Below are 18476 nucleotides of genomic sequence, written 5' to 3' on the forward strand. Positions count from 1 at the left end.
TGATTATTTACATATCTTTTTTAGCGAGCGGCGGCACGACACCCATGTTGTACCAGCTGAAGGCAAATTGATCGGCGTCGAGATCGATAGCCTTCGACAGGTTCGATGCGCCATGGGCGGACTTCGTGTCAATGCGGATCAACACCGGTGTTTCGCCGGCATGATATTCTTGCAGCGTCGCCGCGAATTTAAAGGAGTGGGCAGGCACCACACGGTCGTCATGATCAGCCGTGTTCACCATCGTGGCCGGATAACGCGTACCAGCCTTGATATTATGAAGCGGTGAATACCCTCTCAGGTAGTCAAACATTTCTTTTGAGTCGCTTGCCATGCCGTAATCAGGCGCCCATCCCGGGCCAGCCGAGAACTGATGGTAACGCAACATGTCCATGACACCCACACCCGGCAATGCTACTTTAAACAAGTCGGGACGTTGGGTCATACACGCGCCCACCAGAAGCCCACCGTTGGAACCACCTTTGATGGCGAGATGATCGGCGGACGTATACTTTTCTTTGATGAGGTATTCAGCGGCCGCAATAAAGTCGTCGAAGACGTTCTGCTTTTGCAGTTTGGTGCCGGCCTTGTGCCAGGTTTCGCCGTACTCGCCACCCCCGCGAATGTTGGGGAGCGCATAGACGCCGCCGTTCTCGAGCCATACCAGCAGGGAGGGATAAAAGACCGGTGTCAGCGAAATGTTAAAGCCACCGTAGCCATACAACAGGGTAGCATTTTTGCCGTCCAGCGTCAGGCCGCGTTTGTGTACGATGAACATCGGCACTTTTGTACCGTCCTTGCTCGTGTAAAACACTTGCTTCATTTCGTAGTCGTCGGCGTTGAAGTTCACCTTGGGTTGTGCATAGAGTGTCGATTTGCCGCCGGCGATGTCATAGCGGAAGATGGTCGTGGGGTAGAGAAACGACGTGAAGCTGTAGAACACTTCTTTCGCGTCTTTCTTTCCACCACCCCAGCCGGCAGCGCCAATGCCGGGCAGTGCTACGTCGTGCTCGAACTTGCCGTTCAGGTCAAATTGCTTGATGAGCGACTTTACGTCTGCGGTATATTCGGCAAACAGCTTGCCGCCAATGGAGCTGAAGGCAGCTACGTCTTTTGTTTCGGGTATCAGGTCCTTCCAATGTTCTTTGGACGGGGCAGAAATGTCTGCTATGACCAGCCGGTTGTTAGGCGCTTTGTAATTTGTCTGGATATATAGTTTCGAGCCTACGTTCTCGACAAAGGAGTGGTCGTTATCCTGGTCGCCCACCAGGGTGACGATCTTGCTGCCGGCGTCGTTCAGGTCTTTGATGTACAACTCCTGACCCGATGTGCCGTTGGTAGCGACGATTACGAGGAACCGCTCGTCTTCAGTAACCAGGGCGTCGAGGTAACGCTTCGGATTTTTGTCGTCGCCAAAGATCAATACATCTTCGCTGCGCGGTGTGCCGACGCGGTGGTAATACAATTTTTGATTTTCAGCTTTGGCCAGCAGCTTGCTGCCCTCTGGCTTGTCGTATGCCGTGTAATAAAACGAGTCGTTGCCCTTCCACGCGATGGAGGCAAACTTCAAGTCGTGTAGCGTGTCTTCCAATACACGTTTAGACACGGCGTCAATGACGATGGCGTCGTTCCAGTCGGAGCCACTGCGAGAGACCAGGTATACCAGGCGCGATCCGTCGTTTGTATAACTCAGGCCGGCGAGTTTCGTTGTGCCGTCGGCAGAAAAGGTATTGGGATCGAGAAATACTTCGGCGGCGCCATTTTCGCCCTTCTTGCGGTAATATACGTTTTGGTTTTGCAGGCCGTCGTTCTTGGCAAAGTACAGGTAGTCGCCTTTGCGGAAGGGCGTGCCCAACCGTTCGTAGTTATATACTTCGCGGAGGCGGCTTTTGATCGCATCGCGATACGGTATCTTGGAAAGGTAGCTCGCGGTTACTTCGTTTTGTGCTTCAACCCACTCGCCCGTCTCCCGTGCGGTGTCGTTTTCCAGCCAGCGGTACGGATCTGCTACGGCTGTTTCGAAATAGGTGTCAACGGTGTCTACTTTTCTTGTTTGAGGATATTTCATGGAATCAGTATGTTCTTCTTTGCCGGGTGTACAGGCTGTGATGGAAAAAGCCAGGCACGCAGCGATCGGGATGATAAAAGTCTTCATGGTCGGGGTTAATGGTATTGGCACTCAAAGTAACGCTGCGGAATGAATTCCCCAAGACAAGTTTGGTAATCGGCCAAACCGGCAGGCACTATTTCTTTCTGGTAGGATATCTGTAGTATAGATAACCTCCTGTATGAGCAAGCAAAAACTTCTGGCCGGCCTGGCCATCGTTTCTTTCGCCGGAACGATCGCCGTCAATGCCCTGGCAAACCTTCTGCCGATCAATGGATTGAATACAGGGCAAGTATCCAACCGCTATCCCAGCCTTTTCACACCCGACGGAACGACCTTCCTCATCTGGAATGTCATCTATCTGTTGCTGGTGGGTTTTGTGGCCCTGGCCTGGAATCGCCGGCATTTATCGGTGGTACAACAGGTATTGCCATGGTTCGTCGGCACCAATGTGCTTAACATGGCGTGGATCCTCGTGTGGCATTACCTGTTTATCGAGGTGTCGGTGTTGATTATGTTGATGCTGCTCACCGTGCTGGCCCGCATCTTTGTCACAATTTACAGCGCACGGTTGGCCGACTGGAAGGAAAAGACCTTTATTCGGCTTTCATTTGTTTGTTACCTGGCGTGGATTTGCGTGGCGACCATGGCCAATGTCGCCGCACTGCTGGTATCGGTTCGATGGCAAGGCGGTCCGTTATCGCCACAGGCATGGACCGTCGTGATGATGATCGCAGCCGCCTCACTGGCATTCTTTATGGCGTGGCGGTATAATGTGCCGGCATTTATACTGGTGGTGATGTGGGCCCTGCTGGGCATCTACCTGCGCTGGCGCCACACCGAGTTCACGGGCTTGATCTATACCGCCATGATGCTTGTGCTGGCGCTGGGCGCTGCGTTTATCGCACTCTCACGCAAAACAGGAGAAATCAAGACCGGTCGTGCTTAGCTTTCGCTATCGAAGTAAAGTTTATAATAGTGCTTCCCTTGCACTTCGTCAAATCCCTTTTCGATTAGTTCACGATTGCCGTGAATATAGATGTGAAAGTTCTTGTCCAGCTTGAGCACCGTCTTAAAAACTTTGGCCTGGCGCTTCACCGCCTGAACCGAGATCTCAAACTGATCCATGGCGTCGAATTCGTTTTCGGCCATAAAGTTCTTACCGTAATTACGGAAGGACTCGATCACGTCGGCGTCACCCAGCACACTCGTCTCGAACTCGGCTTTGCTAAACTCTTCGTTTGACTTGAAGAAATCTACGGATCGGTTGAGAAGATCGATTTTTTCAGCCTTCGACACGTTAAACTCTTCTGACAGTTGCTCGGATACAAACTGCCGCGTCATGTTCATGAAGTTGCTGGTATGATGAAATGCATCCGATTGCGGCTTGACATTCAGGAAATCATGTTTCCAGAAATGAGCGTCTGACTTGTTGTCGACGACCATTACTTTAAAGCCCGACCCCCGCTCGGTGTCAAGGATGATACAGCCTTTATCCAGCTTGCGCACGTTGGTGCCTTCGTCGGTATAGAGCTCGAAATCGCGCGTCAGCTTGAGGTAGTTCTCTTTATTTTCAGTTTTAAAGATGCCTACACCATTGAATAGCTCGTGATCTACTTCGATGCCTTTGACGTAGGCTACGTACAGCTCGCCCGCTTTGATGTTAGGGTGCTGTGTCGCGCCGAAGAGATGCTTGGCGATGTTAATGGAGTTATCAAACAGCGAATACGGATCATCAAAGATATCGCTGGCAAACCGGTAAAGCGGGTTGAGCGTAAAATCCTCATTGGAGAAGGTAAACGAATAAAACTCCGGCGTCGTAAAACCTGATAGGAAGTACGATCGTAGTAAGCTGACAAGATGATCATCTTGCAGCTCGAACGGACCCTCTGATAATTTCAACGGGTCGCCGTTAGCGTTGTTGCCTACGAAATGCGCAGCGACCTGCTGCAGCGAGCTGAGTGCTATATTGATCATGCCTTCCGCCTACGCAATTAGGTCAAAACCAGTATATGGCACCAGCACCTTCGGAATCCGAATGCCTTCCGGTGTTTGGTTATTTTCCAGAATAGAGGCCACGATGCGTGGCAACGCCAGTGCGCTACCGTTCAGGGTGTGCAGCAATTGCATTTTGCCTTCTTTATTTTTGTAGCGAAGCTTCAGGCGATTTGCCTGGAACGTTTCGAAGTTGCTCACCGAGCTTACCTCCAGCCAGCGCTGTTGCGCCGCGGAGAATACCTCCAGGTCGTAGGTCATGGCCGAGCCGAAGCCCATGTCACCGCCACAGAGCAACAGCTTGCGGTAGGGAAGCTCGAGCTTCTCTAACAAGCCTTGTACATGTGCGCACATGATTTCGAGCGTTTCGTATGATTCCTCCGGCTTGCGGATTTGTACAATCTCCACCTTGTCGAACTGGTGCAGGCGGTTGAGCCCGCGCACATGCGCGCCCCAGCTGCCGGCCTCGCGGCGGAAGCACGGCGTATAGCCTGCGTTTTTGACGGGCAGTTCGTTGTCGCCGAGAATAACGTCTCGGTATAGGTTCGTAATGGGTACTTCTGCCGTGGGAATTAAATACAGACCATCTTCGTTTACAAAGTACATCTGGCCTTCTTTATCCGGCAGCTGGCCGGTACCATAGCCGGAATCTGCGTTCACCACAATGGGTGGTTGTATTTCGCGATAGCCCTGGCTCACGGCTTCATCCAGGAAGAAGTTGATGAGAGCACGCTGCAAACGAGCGCCTTTGCCTTTGTATACCGGGAATCCTGCACCGGCGATTTTGGTACCCAGGTCAAAGTCGATGATGTCGTATTTCTTGATAAGTTCCCAATGCGGCTGTGCGTCGGCCGGCAAGGTCGGTACCATGCCGTGCTGGTATACCGTCACGTTGTCTTCGGCGCCGACACCTGCGGGAACATTCGAATGGGGTATATTGGGGATTTTATACAACAGTTCGAGTTGTTTCTGATCAAACTCTTCGAACGATGCTTCCAGGTTTTTCACGTTTTCTTTGTCCGCGGCTACAGCCGCGCGCAGTGCGGTAGCGTCTGCGGATTGGCCCGACTTCATCAGCTCGCCAATCTTCTTGGCATCGGCGTTTGACTTTGCTTTGAGCTCGTCGAGTGCTTTTTGAGTATCACGACGACGTTGATCGTTCTCGAGTACCGCGCGAACCAGTGTTTCCCCATCCTTGAAATTACGTTTTCGTAAGCCTTCCAGGATGGTGTTGGTTTGTTCGCGGATCGCTGCTACCTGTAACATTGTGTATGATTTTTTAGAGGATCAAAAATAGGTTTTTTGATCGTCCAGCAGGGTTTTCACGTGAAGAAAATATTTTTAACCGTTTGATAATTTTCAATTTTCGGCTATACTTGCAGGGTCGTTCGGCTTTTATCTCCAGCCCTCTGAATAAATCCGGAATTTTTAATCAAATTTTTGTCCTGTATTTCATCTGTTTACCCTGTTACCATACAGCCATGGTGCTGAGCAACGTATTCAATCATTTTTAATAAAAAATTCAATCCATTTCCCATTCCCATGTACACTATTGATGACCTGAATGTCAGGCTCCTTTCAGAATTGAAGGAAATTGCGGAAGATATGGGCGTTAAAAACGCCAAGAAGCTGTCCAAGCAAGACCTTATCTACAAAATCCTCGATCAACAGGCTGTATCGGGTGAAAAGACTCCCGCCAAAAAATCAGCCCCTGCCACCGCCTCTGCTCCTGCGGTCGAATCTGCCGATGCATCTGCCGCCACTGAACGTAAAATGCGTCCCCGTCGCCGTGAAAACGTAGCGCCTCCCACCGCGGCGACACCAAAAGCCGATAGTGAATTCACCTCTGACGAATTGCTTGATTCTATCAACATCAACTTTGATAGCCCCGCTACTTCGAACTTCGATGACACGTCAGATGCCGATATAGAAAATATTATCATCAACGAAGAGCCACGTCCTGATCGCCTTAGCCGCGAAGAGAGACACCAGCCACGCGCGAACATCCGCGAGTTCGACGGTGCCATCAGCAACGAAGGTGTGTTGGAGATCATGCAAGATGGCTACGGCTTCCTGCGCTCTTCCGATTACAACTACCTGGCTAGCCCTGACGATATTTATGTTTCGCCGTCGCAGATCAAATTGTTTGGTCTGAAAACAGGCGATACCGTAAAAGGCTTTATTCGCCCTCCGAAAGAAGGCGAGAAATACTTCGCGCTGCTGAAAGTAGAATCTGTAAACGGAAAGACTACCGAAGAGATTCGCGACCGTGTCGCGTTCGAATATCTCACGCCGCTCTTCCCCGAGCAGAAGCTGAGACTCAGCACAACACCCGATAATATGTCTACGCGTATTCTCGACTTGTTCTCACCCATTGGTAAAGGACAGCGGGGTATGATCGTAGCGCAACCGAAAACGGGTAAAACCGTCTTGTTGAAAAACATTGCAAACGCCATCGCGGAAAACCACCCCGAAGTATACCTCATCGTGTTGCTCATCGACGAGCGCCCGGAAGAAGTTACCGACATGGCGCGCAGCGTAAAGGCCGAAGTAGTAGCGTCTACCTTCGACGAACAGGCGGAACGCCACGTAAAAGTTTCCAGCATCGTATTGGAAAAGGCGAAGCGCATGGTAGAGTGTGGTCACGACGTGGTGATCCTGCTCGACTCGCTGACGCGTCTGGCACGTGCATACAACACCGTTGTACCTTCCTCCGGTAAGATCCTGTCGGGTGGTGTGGACGCCAATGCACTGCACAAACCGAAGCGTTTCTTCGGTGCGGCCCGCAAGATTGAAAACGGTGGCTCGCTCACCATCATCGCGACAGCCCTGATCGACACCGGTTCGAAAATGGACGAAGTGATCTTCGAAGAATTTAAAGGTACCGGCAACATGGAGCTCCAGCTCGACCGTAAGCTCGCCAACCGCAGAGTTTACCCGGCGATGGATGTACCGGCTTCAGGCACACGTCGTGAAGATCTGTTGATGAAACATGAAGACTTGCAGCGCGTGTGGATCCTGCGCAAATTCATGGCCGACATGAACTCAGTAGAAGCGATGGAATTCCTGCAACAGAAAATGAAAGGAACACGCAACAATGAGGAGTTCCTGGCATCCATGAACGGATAATAAATTCCTCATACCGATAAGAAAAGGACGTCTAGCGCGTCCTTTTTTTATATCCACCCTTTTTCGGAGTCTCTTCGTTTTTAGATTTGCCCGTTCTTGGCTGGCTGCCGGTCTTTGGCCTGCCCGCCTGTTTCTGCGCCTCTTTCTTTTCATGAAACGCACCCTGAAAGGTCGGGTCGTCTTTCTTGCGCTGGTCGTCCAGTGTACGTGCGATCGACTGTTGTTCCTGGTATGGCGTCTTTTCGACCTTTACACCTTCCGGTAGTTCCAGCACCGGTATTTTGGCGCGGATCAGCTTTTCTATTTTCTCAATGTGATATTCTTCGGCTTCGGTCACAAGGGTAATCGCCTTGCCCTCCTGAAACGCCCGGCCCGTGCGGCCGATGCGGTGCACATAGTCTTCATACAGCACCGGCACGTCAAAGTTTATCACGTGCGACACATTGGCAACGTCTATCCCACGCGCCGTGACGTCGGTCGACACCAGCACGCGCAACTTGCCTTCGCGAAAATCGTTCATCGCGTTGATGCGTGTGTTCTGGTCTTTGTTGGAGTGAATGGCCCGTGCAGGCCCCAGGTGTGTGTCGGCTATAAAACGGAACAGGTCGTTGGCGCTATCTTTCGAGCGCGTAAAGATCATGACACGTGTTAGCTCGTCTTTCTTCAGTAACAGGTGTTCGATGAAATTGAGCTTCGTTTTATGATTCGGTACACGATACATCTCTTGCGCTACCTGCACCGCCGGTGTTGCCTGAGGTGTTACTTCGATCTTTATCGGGAATTCCAGGAACTCTGCCGACAGCCGCTCCACACGTTCGGAGAACGTCGCGGAGAAAAGCAAGTTCTGCCGTTTGTGCGAGACAACTTCAAAGATTTTGCGCAGCTGGTGCATGAAACCCATGTCCATCATCCGGTCGGCTTCGTCCAGCACCAGCGTCTTGATGTGTTTCACCGGCAGATTGCCGCGCAGGTAAAGCTCCATGAAGCGCCCCGGCGTAGTAACCAGGATGTCAACACCCTGTTCAATGGCCTCGATCTGGATTTTGGGCCCCGTGCCACCGTAAATAGGCAATATGCGTAAGTCAGTATATTTTGCCAGCAGCTTCGCATGGTCGGCTAGCTGTACGGTTAGCTCCTTGGTCGGCGCCAGGATGACAGCCCGCGGCTCCGTACCTTGCGCATATTTTACCTTCATGAGCAAGGGCAGCATATAGGCTGCGGTCTTGCCTGTGCCGGTCTGGGCGATGCCGATCACCTCCTGTCCCCCCAGGATCAGTGGAATACTTTTCTGTTGAATCTCGGTAGGGTGCTCAAAGCCCAGATCAGCCACTGCCTGCAGCAGCTGTTTGTTGAGGTTAAATTCTTCGAAAGATGTAATGGCTGGCACGTTTTACTTTATTTTTGGGGCGATGAAAACTACACTGATCCTGCATGCAAATATAGTCAACGAAGGCAAGGTCTTTCAGGGCGATGTGCTGATTAAAGGGCAACACATCGAAACCATTGGCAAAGATCTGTCTTCTGTTAAGGCTGATACGGTCATTAATGCCAACGGCCGTTATTTGTTACCCGGTGCAATAGACGACCAGGTACACTTCCGTGAACCCGGCCTGACACACAAAGCTACTATCTTTACCGAATCGCGCGCAGCGGTAGCGGGCGGAGTTACCAGTTTTATGGAAATGCCCAACACCAATCCGCCGGTGTTCACGCAGGCACTGTTGGAAGACAAATACCAAATTGCTGCGCGTACCTCGTTGGCTAACTATTCGTTCTTCCTTGGTGCTGGCAATGACAACCTCGAGGAGGTGATGAAGACCGACATCCGCCGCGTATGTGGTTTGAAGATCTTTATGGGCTCTTCTACAGGCAACCTGTTGGTAGACGATATAACCGCCCTGGAGGGATTCTTCTCACGGTTCCCGTCCATCATCGCCACCCACTGCGAAGACGAAGCGACTATTCGCAAGAATTCGGCCGACTACAAAGCGCAGTACGGCGAGGAGATTCCGATCGAATGTCACCCGCTCATCCGCAGTGCCGAGGCCTGTTATAAATCATCTTCGGCCGCCGTGGCGCTGGCCAAAAAACATGGCACGCGCCTGCACATACTGCACATCTCGACGGCACGCGAGCTGGAATTGTTTGACAACACCATACCCCTCGAACAGAAAAAAATCACTGCAGAGGCCTGCATTCACCACCTGTGGTTTAACGAAACGGACTATAAGACACTGGGCACACGCATTAAGTGGAACCCGGCGGTCAAGACCCGACACGACCAGCAGGCAGTATTCCAGGGCGTGCTCGACGATCATCTGGACGTGATCGCCACAGACCATGCCCCCCACACCTGGGAAGAAAAACAAAACACGTATTTCAAGGCGCCGTCGGGTGGACCGTTAGTGCAGCACAGCCTGGTCGCAATGTTGGAGTTCTGTCGCCAGGGGCGGATCACCATCGAAAAGGTGGTGCAGAAAATGAGCCATAACCCCGCTATTCTCTTTCAGATCGAAAAGCGTGGTTTTATTCGTGAAGGGTATTTTGCCGACCTGGTGCTGGTCGACCTGGATAAACCGTGGACGGTCAGCAAAGAAAACATCCGCTCGAAATGCGGCTGGTCGCCGTTGGAGGGGGTCACCTTCCAGGCGGCCGTTACGCACACTTTCGTATCCGGGCACCTGGCGTATGCTGATGGCACGCTGGACGAGTCGACCATGGGTCAGCGGCTGCTCTTTGATCGAAAATGACGTAAAATCATTTTTGCAAATTCGGCTAACCTCGCTACATTTGCAGTCCTTAAACGGTGGATGTAGCTCAGTTGGTTAGAGCACCAGATTGTGATTCTGGGGGTCGCGGGTTCGAGCCCCGTCTTTCACCCAAAAGATAAACCCCTCATACGAGGGGTTTTTTGTTTTGCAGCCTTTTCCTTTCATAGAAATCCGGTGGCTTTTGAATCTGGAAAGCGGTATCTCGTGTCTATAACAACCCCCCTTTGCTATGGACCAACGTATCATCAACCTCTTTGACGAGTATACCCATAAGCCATTATCGCGTGAAGAGTTTATGCGTCGCCTGACAACACTGGCCGGTAGTACCGCCGCCGCGCTCTCCATCCTGCCACTACTGGAAGTAAACTATGCACATGCCGCCACGACCGCCATACAGGATGATCGGCTGACGACCGGCTATATTTCATATCCCTCGGAAGCAGGGCTCATGCGTGCTTATATCGCACGACCGAAAAAGCAGGGCCGTTATGGTAGCGTGGTAGTCATTCACGAGAACCGCGGATTGAATCCACACATTGAAGATGTGACACGCCGCGCTGCGCTGGAAGGATTTGTCGCGCTCGCACCTGATGCACTTTCGCCACTGGGAGGAACTCCCACCGACGCGGATAAAGCGCGCGACATGTTTCAGCAACTCGATATGCCGAAGACGATTGCGTCGTTTGCGAAAGCGTTTGAGTACCTCGGAACGCAAGCCGATAGTAATGGTAAATACGGATGCGTCGGTTTTTGCTGGGGTGGTGCGATGGTCAGCAACCTGGCGGTGCAGGTACCGAATTTATTAGCAGCGGTTGCATTTTATGGCCGGCAACCCGATGCGGCGGATGTACCGAAGATTCACGCAGCACTGCAATTACACTATGCCGAAATGGACGAGCGTGTGAATGCCGGTATAGCAGCGTATGAAGGAGCGTTGAAGCAGGCCGGTAAAACATACCAGGTATATATGTACCCGGGCGCGCAGCACGCCTTTCACAACGATACTGCGCCGACGCGCTACAACGCCGACGCGGCTAAGCTTGCGTGGAAACGCACGATCGACTTCTTTAACGAAAAACTTCGCTAACAAACAACGTTGCCTTCCGGCTTTTTTTGGACTATGTTCATGCCATGATTGTGTGGCCGGAATATAAGAAACTGACGCTGGAGGATAAGATCGATCTTTTGTATGAGCATGGTACATTCATCATGGCCATTCGCTACTATTCATATAAGATTAATCTCTATCTGATCGGCAATTTTTATGTGGAGGTCTTCGTTAGGCACAAGAATACCATTATTGAGAAAATAATTCCCCTCGATATGAAACACACGCGCATGAAATTCTATTCAGACCAGATCATGCTGCCGTGTGATATGTTCTAAAGGTTATTAAACGTATCGCAATAAGAAGCCGAGCAGTAGCCCCCCTAAAATAATCAGCGGCGACCACACCCGCGTAAACGCCAGCAGGGCGAACGTAATGATGGTAACGGCAAAATTCATCACCGTATTTTCTAGTGGTTGAAATAGAATAACAGCCGAAGCAATTACCAGTCCGGCACTCGCAGCTGTAATCCCTTCCAGGGAAGCACGTACGGCGCGGTATTTCTTTAGGCTTTCCCAGAAACGTATCACAAAAAAGATCAGGAATGTACCCGGCAAGAAAATGCCGAGCGCGGCGACAAAGCCCCCGACGAGCTCGCCAGCCGTGCCGTATTCACGCATGGAGAGCGCACCGATATACGCGCTGAACGAAAATACCGGCCCGGGTAAAGATTGCGCCACGGCATAGCCTGACAGAAACTCTTCCGACGACAGATATTGTTTAGGCGCGTATTGTACAAACTCGGTGTACAGCAGGGGTGTCAGTACTTGGCCTCCGCCAAAGATCAGGCTACCGTTACGATAGAAGTTCTCGAACAGTCGCACCGGCAATGCCTTTGTTATACCCCCTAACGCTGCCGCTCCAATCAATACACCGGCCCATAATAAAAAATTAGCCCAGGGTATAATGATCTTTGTCTTTTCCTCCTTCGGTTGCGCTTTATACTTTAACGCGGTCAGCAAGCCGGAGCAAAGCAACACGATGGGAAAGATAAAAGGAGTCTGAATAAAATACGAAAGCACCGCGGCGAGGATCATCAACGCCACACCCGTTTTTGTATGAATCGTTTTGACGCTGATCGTATAGGCACCATAGCTGACAAAGCCAACCGCCATGGGCTGAATAAAGCGCGTAAACTCAGTCGACCAATTTTTCTGTTCGATGCTTGACATCATCATGGCGGCCAACGTCATGAAGGTCACGCCGGGCAATATCCAAAGAATGAGGGTGAGGTAAGCGAGATTGGGACCGCCGATCTTAAAGCCGATAGCCGTCAACGTCTGCGTAGAGGTCGGGCCGGGCAGGATTTGACAGAGCGAGTTGATCTCGAGTAGTTCTTCCTCCGATAGATACTGGCGCTTGTCCACGAGTATCTTTTGGAAATGCGCTAAGTGTGCCTGGGGACCACCAAACGTAGTGACCGCCAGCATCAGCACATCTTTTAAAAAGATATAGTAGCGCACATTCCGGATCATGTGCAGCCTATTATTTCTTTAAGCCAATCTCGCGCAGACGTTGGTCGAGAAATTCCCCGGCTGTAATATCCTCCCACTGTTTGGGATTAGCGGCGTCTACGCAACTGTTTAACGCGGCCAGGCTCATGTCGGCGCGCGGGTGCATAAAGAAAGGTATAGAGTAACGCGGTGTGTTCATCAGCGCACGCGGCGGATTGACGACGCGGTGTATCGTCGACTTGAGGTATTTATTGGTGAGTCGCTCCAGCATGTCGCCTACATTTACTACAAGTTGGTCTGGCAGTGCAGTAATAGGTATCCACTTACCGTCGCGGCGCAATACCTGAAGGCCGTCGGCGCTGGCACCCATTAGCAGAGTAATAAGGTTGATGTCGCCGTGCTCGGCAGCACGTACCGCGTCTGCCGGTACGGCATCTGGATTTTCAATAGGGTAGTAGTGGATCGGGCGCAGAATGCTGTTACCGTGCTTTACCTTATCGTCAAAGTAGTTTTCTGGCAGTTTCAGGTATAACGCAATAGCCCGTAGCATAGCAAGACCGGTTTTTTCCAGGGCGCGATACACCTCTATGCCGACCGTCTTTAATGCAGGCGACTCGGCGGGCCAAATATTCGCAGGATAGTTTTCACGTTGTCGCTCTTCCTCGGGCAGTTCCTGGCCCACGTGGTAAAATTCTTTTAAGTCGCCGGTGTTACGGCCTTTGGCATGTTCTTTACCCTTACCAATATAGCCCCGTTGACCGGCCAGCTCCGCACGCTCGTATTTTTTCTTAACATCGTCCGGCAACGCAAAGAACTGCTGAATGGCAGCGTAAAGCGATTGCTGCGCGGCATCCGTCAGATAGTGATTGCGAATGGCGACAAACCCGATATTATGATAAGCTTCGCCGAGCGTGGCTACAAAATTGGCTTTTTTTCCGCTGTCGCCTGACAAAAAATCGGCCAGGTCGAGGGAGGGTATTTGATCGTAAAGAACTTCTGCCATAACTGTAACTGGTTACATGAGTGGTACGCCGCAAGCTAAATATTTTTGTCTAAATTTCGCGGACAGGAAAATCCAGCCTTATAAAGAAATGCGATTTCTCTGGCATGATTTATTACACAACCAACTGTTCCTTCATTTTTAAAAGTACTGATCATATGAAAACAACCCGTAGAGAATTTGTACAACGTACTTTAAAGGCGACGGCGATCACCGCCATCGGTGCACCCCTGGCCCTTGACGCCCTTGCCGGATCTGCTCCCGCCGCGACGGTACCCGCCACGGGAGTTGCCGCCGTCCAGTTCTCACAGATCGCTTTGCCGTATGCTTACAATGCACTCGAGCCTTCCATTGACGCACAGACCATGGAAATTCACTACACCAAACACCACGCTACCTATATTAAGAATGTAAACGAAGCGATCGTGGCAGAGAAAATCACCTACGCTTCAGAAAAAGATTTCTTTGCGAACGCCTCCAGGCTTTCTGACAAAGCGCGAAACAACGGCGGCGGTGCGTGGAACCACAACTTCTTCTGGGAATCAATGAAGCCGGGCGCGGCGGCACCCAGCGGCAAGCTGGCAGACGCGCTCAACAGCTCTTTCGGCTCCATCGATAAATTTAAAGAACAATTTAACGAAGCAGCGACCAAACGATTTGGCTCAGGCTGGGCCTGGCTCATAAAAGACGGCAGCAAGCTAAAGATCGGCTCGACACCGAACCAGGACAACCCGTTGATGGACTCCAGCGACTTCAAGGGCACGCCCTTACTTGCCCTCGATGTTTGGGAACACGCCTATTACTTAAAATATCAAAACAAACGTCCGGAATACATCGCCAACTGGTGGAAAGTGGTGAACTGGGACGAAGTGGCGAAGCGCTTCGCATAAGGATATTAGTTTACAGGGAAAGAAGGCTTCTGCAGCAATGTGGAGGCCTTTCTTATGTATAGGTCAATTTAGCTCGTTCAGGATCAGGTCGGTTATATCAAACAATGGAAACTCACCGGTGTTGTTTAACAAGATCACGGTGTTGCCCCGGTCAGGCTGATGCGCCAGCATGGTTTTGAAACTGAAGTCCGTTCCCGGATGTAACAAAACAGTGTGATGTTTCGATACACGAAATTGATACCGGTCGATCATCCAGCCATAGCCATAATAAACACCCCAGTCCTGGTAGTACGTGCGGGGAATGAACTGTACGTCCAGCCCGGGCGTAGACTGATTATTGCTCCACCGCAGCAAGTCAGCGGCTGTCGACGTGATAGCGCCCGCACCCATTACGTTGGTCACGGCATACGCCGGTTCGTCGACACCGTAGAGGTAGCCTTTGGCCAGAGAGGGTTCTCGTCCATCCAGCGACGTATGGGCCAAGATCAGGGGAGCTGTGATTTTTTCGTGTAATAATTGACGGAAAGATTTACCCGAAACTTTTTCTGCTACAAGCGCCAACAGGGTGTAGCCGGTGTTGCTGTATAAGAAGTCCGTGCCGGGAGTAAACCGGGGAGGCTCACAACCAAAATGGCGAATGATCTCTTCAAGGCTATAGACATGTTGTATAGAATCGATAAAACCGGGATGTGAAGTATAGCTCGGCAAACCGGAGGCATGCGTGAGTAAATGCTCCAGTGTGATGCCAGGGTATGGATACCAGGGCAAAAACTTTTGTACGGTATCCTGGTATTGCAAGAGCCCTTCTTGTTGCAGCGCAACGATTATGCGGCTGGTAAAGGTCTTGGATAACGACCCGATGCGAAAGACAGTGGTCGTATCGTGCGAACGCTGCGAAGCCTTGTCGGCGTAACCATATCCGCGATGCAGGATGACCTGACCGCGGTATTGTATGAGAGCAACACCCTGGAACATTCCTTTTTGATGATAGATGCGCAAAACAGAGTCAACGCGTGAGGCAGGGTGCTTAGGTGAATTTCGCAAGACTGTTTGTACCGATGTTTTCAACGCCGTATAGCCATTGCGCGCTTCGATGTCTGCGGCCAGCGCGTTATAGTTTACCGAGGAGGGCAGCGTGTTATACCCTTCCCAGAACGTGCGGCTTGTGTCAGCAGACGACTCCAGGAATCGCCCGGGAGAGGTACCCTGTGCGGATGAAGATTGGGCCGCGGTATCGATGCGTGTTATCAAAAAATCACTTCGCTCGTCCACCATGACATCAAAGCTATAACGCTTGCTGGTGACACGCGTGCTTTCATCACGGGCTATGTGATCGAGATACCAGCGTCGGCCGAAAGGCCGATAATGAATGACCGTTCGCTGACGATGTACATCGAGCTGGATGTTGAGGAGCTTTAAGACCGCACGCTCGGCAGCGTTGCCGGCTTGTACATACGGTAGCCCGTGTGGGCTAAGCTCGTATTCCACCTGTACCAAAGCAAGCGACGAAGTGCTGAAGAAAATTCTGCCGCGGTATAATCCGTCTTTAATCAGGGCCTTTTGATCAAACGATATTTCATGAACTTCTTCCGTGCCAATGTGGGTGACACCTTCATACGTGAAGTCATGCTTTCGCAGACCGCTTTTACTAAAAAACAACGTGTTTGGGTTTATCGCCAGGTCGAGTGTCTTGACGGTGCTCACCTTGGTGCCAATGGCCATCCCTACACCATTAAAGGCACGTTCGTCTTCAACCTCACGCGCTTTTAGTACCGTGAGCTGCGCTTCTCCGCCGGAGGATTGGTGTAATTCAAAGGCAGCTTCAGAGATATGTATATAGTGGTCAGCCTTACGTGCTGCCAACCGATAAAAGCAAGTCAGGGTACGGGTTCCGCCATGATTTTGTGAAAGCCGTGCGAGCGCTTGTTGAATCAGTTGACGGGGGTTGACGGGGGTGATCTCCACAGCCTGGAGCAATACAGTGTCAGGCAGCAGCGCGATGTCGAGCACGCCACCCAACGACGGCACGGCCATTTGTACAGGCTGATAACCAATAGATGAAATCAAAGCATGCCGGCGGGCAGCAGAAGGAAGAAGCTTCAAGGAGTAATGACCGTGCTCATCGCCCAAGGTACCCTCTCCAGTTTCAGGAATAGAAACATGTACAAATGGAATGGGCTGCCGCGTAGCCCGGTCGGTAACCTTTCCCGAGATCACCTGCGCGTTTGCAGGGAAGACGGCAAACAATAACACAAGGAAGAGAAAAGCATTCGGTATAGACACGACTTTTTACTGAAGATGTCGCCCGCCAGTAAAAAGTTTTTAAGGCCTCCATCTCCAACGGCCGTAAAACAAAGAATCCCCGGTCAGGAACAAGACCGGGGATTCCAAAAATCCTCATTCAAATTTTATCCGTAACTAAAATTCCAAGAGGTTTAACCAACCCTAATGCGTGATACACCTTGGAATTGTTAGTGTACGTTTGATTGATAAAATGTGCTTGGGACTAGACATGGGTACCTCCTTTCTTTTAGTGGGACATGAACTACAGGCGCTGTTCAAATACCTTATGAATCCTGGCCAGTAGCCGGCAGCGATCGCTGTCAGGATCATTAACGTTTTTGCAGGGTCGAATTGTTTACGGGCAACCTAATTTTTCGGGTTTTTCTAGCGAACAAGCGTTTTTTGCAGAATTTGGGGGTGATTCAGACAGTTTCCGGGTCAACCATGCCCAAATAGTTGCGGTGATTTCTATGCAAAAGGCCTTTTTTGCGCAAAAAACGCTTCCCGAAATGTCTTAAAAAGTCAAGAGCGACCGAATTTTCTTTTGACACATCCCCAGACGAGCAATGACCTTTGGTGTGCCCGCACACACAATGTTAACCATTCTTCGCACCGCAACTCTCGTAAAACAAAATCCTGATCGGATGAAAAGCGATTTTTCCTTACACGAATTCATGTAAGAACCGCTTTGACGAGCAGGGCACCGCGCAGCACCGCACCTTTGTATCATCAAAACAACACAAAAGCAACATATGAAATCCAAGATCGCCGTTTTAGCATTTGCCCTTCTGACATCCGCCGTAGCACTGGCTGATTCTCCCGCCATCCTGTCTGTAGTATCGACTGCCAACACCTACACTGTGTATTACAAAACCAGCGGTACCGGTAAAGTAAAGATCTCGATTGTGAACGAAGCCAATAAGCTGGTTTACTCCGAAGTATTGAATAACGTAGCGTCTTTCTCTCGCCCGTATAACTTCAGCCAACTGGAAGAAGGTCAATATACTATTATCCTGGAAGACAAAAATGGTCGCCAGGTAGAGAAAGTAAACTACACGCAGAACCATATCAACAGCGTCGCGAAAGTTACCCGTCTGCAAGCGGACCCGAACAAATACCTGGTAAGCCTTGCCAACAACGGTAGCGAAAAAGTTCTGGTAAGAATCTACAACGGCGAGCACACCATCCTGCACGAACAAACTGTGCAAGTAGACGGTAGCTTCGGCATGGTCTACAACCTGGGCCAGGCAAAGCTCGACTCAAACGTGCCCCTGACATTCGAGATCGTCACCAGCAACAAAGTTGAACTGGTGAACTTCTAAGAATTTCCAATTCGATTCGCAGAATTCTTAAAAAACAGAAGCCTCCCCATGCTCAAGGGAGGCTTCTTCTTTTATTGAAAGTTTCGAGACGACTTGGTCCGTTGCGTTGCTGGCGCAAAGTCTAATCCCGACAAGTCGGGAGGAACTTGTGACGAAAACGGGGCCACTCAGGCCAGTAAACAATACGGTGTCCGCGGGGTGGCCTCATAGTGCCAGTTTAACCTGGGCTCCTGCCTCCCTGGATTCAAGCCTGCCCCAGCCATGTCCTACTCCCTTTATAGCGTAGATCATCCGTGGTTCATCCGTGGAACATCTATGGAGGAACCCTGTGGCAGACTCGAAGGATCCCCGGCGAAAAATTCCTTTTTTCCGTCCTGGCTCCGACCCGTCCCGCAACTCCTTCTCTCCTCCGCGGAACCC

General features: G+C 51.0%; 14 protein-coding genes and 1 tRNA gene. 8 read left to right on the plus strand and 7 right to left on the minus strand.

Annotated features, from left to right (window positions below; genetic code table 11):
- Window positions 1-7 precede the first annotated feature (7 nt).
- The gene (locus K7P01_RS13235) at window positions 8-2152 is read right to left on the minus strand and encodes a prolyl oligopeptidase family serine peptidase (protein ID WP_267293689.1); all 2145 of its coding nucleotides are present in this window, start codon (window positions 2150-2152) and stop codon (window positions 8-10) included.
- 133 nt (window positions 2153-2285) lie between these two features.
- On the opposite strand from K7P01_RS13235, the gene K7P01_RS13240 reads away from it, so the two are divergent.
- The gene (locus tag K7P01_RS13240; RefSeq protein ID WP_267293691.1) at window positions 2286-3053 is read left to right on the plus strand and encodes a tryptophan-rich sensory protein; all 768 of its coding nucleotides are present in this window, start codon (window positions 2286-2288) and stop codon (window positions 3051-3053) included.
- On the opposite strand, the gene K7P01_RS13245 is transcribed toward K7P01_RS13240, so the two are convergent.
- Entirely contained in the window at window positions 3050-4081 is a 1032-nt protein-coding gene (locus K7P01_RS13245) for a nucleoid-associated protein (protein ID WP_267293693.1), read from the minus strand. The two genes, K7P01_RS13240 and K7P01_RS13245, sit on opposite strands and share 4 nt — an antisense overlap.
- Window positions 4082-4090: 9 nt before the next feature.
- On the minus strand, window positions 4091-5365 hold the full coding sequence (gene serS / locus K7P01_RS13250; protein WP_267293695.1) for a serine--tRNA ligase: 1275 nt from the start codon (window positions 5363-5365) through the stop codon (window positions 4091-4093).
- A 276-nt stretch (window positions 5366-5641) separates the two neighbouring features.
- Between serS and rho the strand changes: the two genes are divergently transcribed.
- Window positions 5642-7228: a transcription termination factor Rho gene (rho, locus tag K7P01_RS13255; RefSeq protein ID WP_267293697.1), complete on the plus strand. Its 1587-nt coding sequence runs from the start codon at window positions 5642-5644 to the stop codon at window positions 7226-7228.
- 31 nt (window positions 7229-7259) lie between these two features.
- Here rho and K7P01_RS13260 read toward each other — a convergent pair whose 3' ends face one another.
- On the minus strand, window positions 7260-8615 hold the full coding sequence (locus K7P01_RS13260; protein ID WP_267293699.1) for a DEAD/DEAH box helicase: 1356 nt from the start codon (window positions 8613-8615) through the stop codon (window positions 7260-7262).
- Between the two features lie 22 nt (window positions 8616-8637).
- On the opposite strand from K7P01_RS13260, the gene K7P01_RS13265 reads away from it, so the two are divergent.
- From K7P01_RS13265 to K7P01_RS13280, 4 genes are all read left to right on the plus strand, one after another.
- Window positions 8638-9978, plus strand: coding sequence for a dihydroorotase (locus K7P01_RS13265; protein WP_267293701.1), 1341 nt, complete (start codon window positions 8638-8640; stop codon window positions 9976-9978).
- Between the two features lie 55 nt (window positions 9979-10033).
- A tRNA-His gene (locus K7P01_RS13270) sits at window positions 10034-10109 on the plus strand.
- 119 nt (window positions 10110-10228) lie between these two features.
- On the plus strand, window positions 10229-11086 hold the full coding sequence (locus K7P01_RS13275) for a dienelactone hydrolase family protein (RefSeq protein ID WP_267293703.1): 858 nt from the start codon (window positions 10229-10231) through the stop codon (window positions 11084-11086).
- Window positions 11087-11112: 26 nt separating this feature from the next.
- Window positions 11113-11385 carry a hypothetical protein gene (locus K7P01_RS13280; RefSeq protein ID WP_317987617.1) on the plus strand — a complete coding sequence of 91 codons (273 nt, stop codon included), beginning with the start codon at window positions 11113-11115 and terminating at the stop codon, window positions 11383-11385.
- Between the two features lie 6 nt (window positions 11386-11391).
- On the opposite strand, the gene chrA is transcribed toward K7P01_RS13280, so the two are convergent.
- Both chrA and K7P01_RS13290 read right to left on the minus strand, forming a co-directional pair.
- On the minus strand, window positions 11392-12582 hold the full coding sequence (gene chrA / locus K7P01_RS13285; RefSeq protein WP_267293705.1) for a chromate efflux transporter: 1191 nt from the start codon (window positions 12580-12582) through the stop codon (window positions 11392-11394).
- Window positions 12583-12592: 10 nt separating this feature from the next.
- Entirely contained in the window at window positions 12593-13564 is a 972-nt protein-coding gene (locus K7P01_RS13290; protein ID WP_267293707.1) for an isopenicillin N synthase family dioxygenase, read from the minus strand.
- 155 nt (window positions 13565-13719) lie between these two features.
- Here K7P01_RS13290 and K7P01_RS13295 point away from each other — a divergent pair, with 155 nt between their 5' ends.
- Window positions 13720-14451: a superoxide dismutase gene (locus K7P01_RS13295; RefSeq protein WP_267293709.1), complete on the plus strand. Its 732-nt coding sequence runs from the start codon at window positions 13720-13722 to the stop codon at window positions 14449-14451.
- 63 nt (window positions 14452-14514) lie between these two features.
- Here K7P01_RS13295 and K7P01_RS13300 read toward each other — a convergent pair whose 3' ends face one another.
- Window positions 14515-16734 (minus strand): serine hydrolase, encoded by a 2220-nt coding sequence (locus K7P01_RS13300; RefSeq protein ID WP_267293711.1) that lies wholly within the window; start codon window positions 16732-16734, stop codon window positions 14515-14517.
- 752 nt (window positions 16735-17486) lie between these two features.
- Here K7P01_RS13300 and K7P01_RS13305 point away from each other — a divergent pair.
- Complete coding sequence (locus K7P01_RS13305; RefSeq protein WP_267293713.1) at window positions 17487-18056, plus strand: hypothetical protein; 570 nt, start codon at window positions 17487-17489, stop codon at window positions 18054-18056.
- The last annotated feature ends 420 nt before the right edge of the window (window positions 18057-18476 follow it).

This window comes from Parachryseolinea silvisoli, from assembly GCF_021190955.1.
In the GTDB taxonomy this organism is placed as follows: Bacteria; Bacteroidota; Bacteroidia; order Cytophagales; family Cyclobacteriaceae; genus Ohtaekwangia; species Ohtaekwangia silvisoli.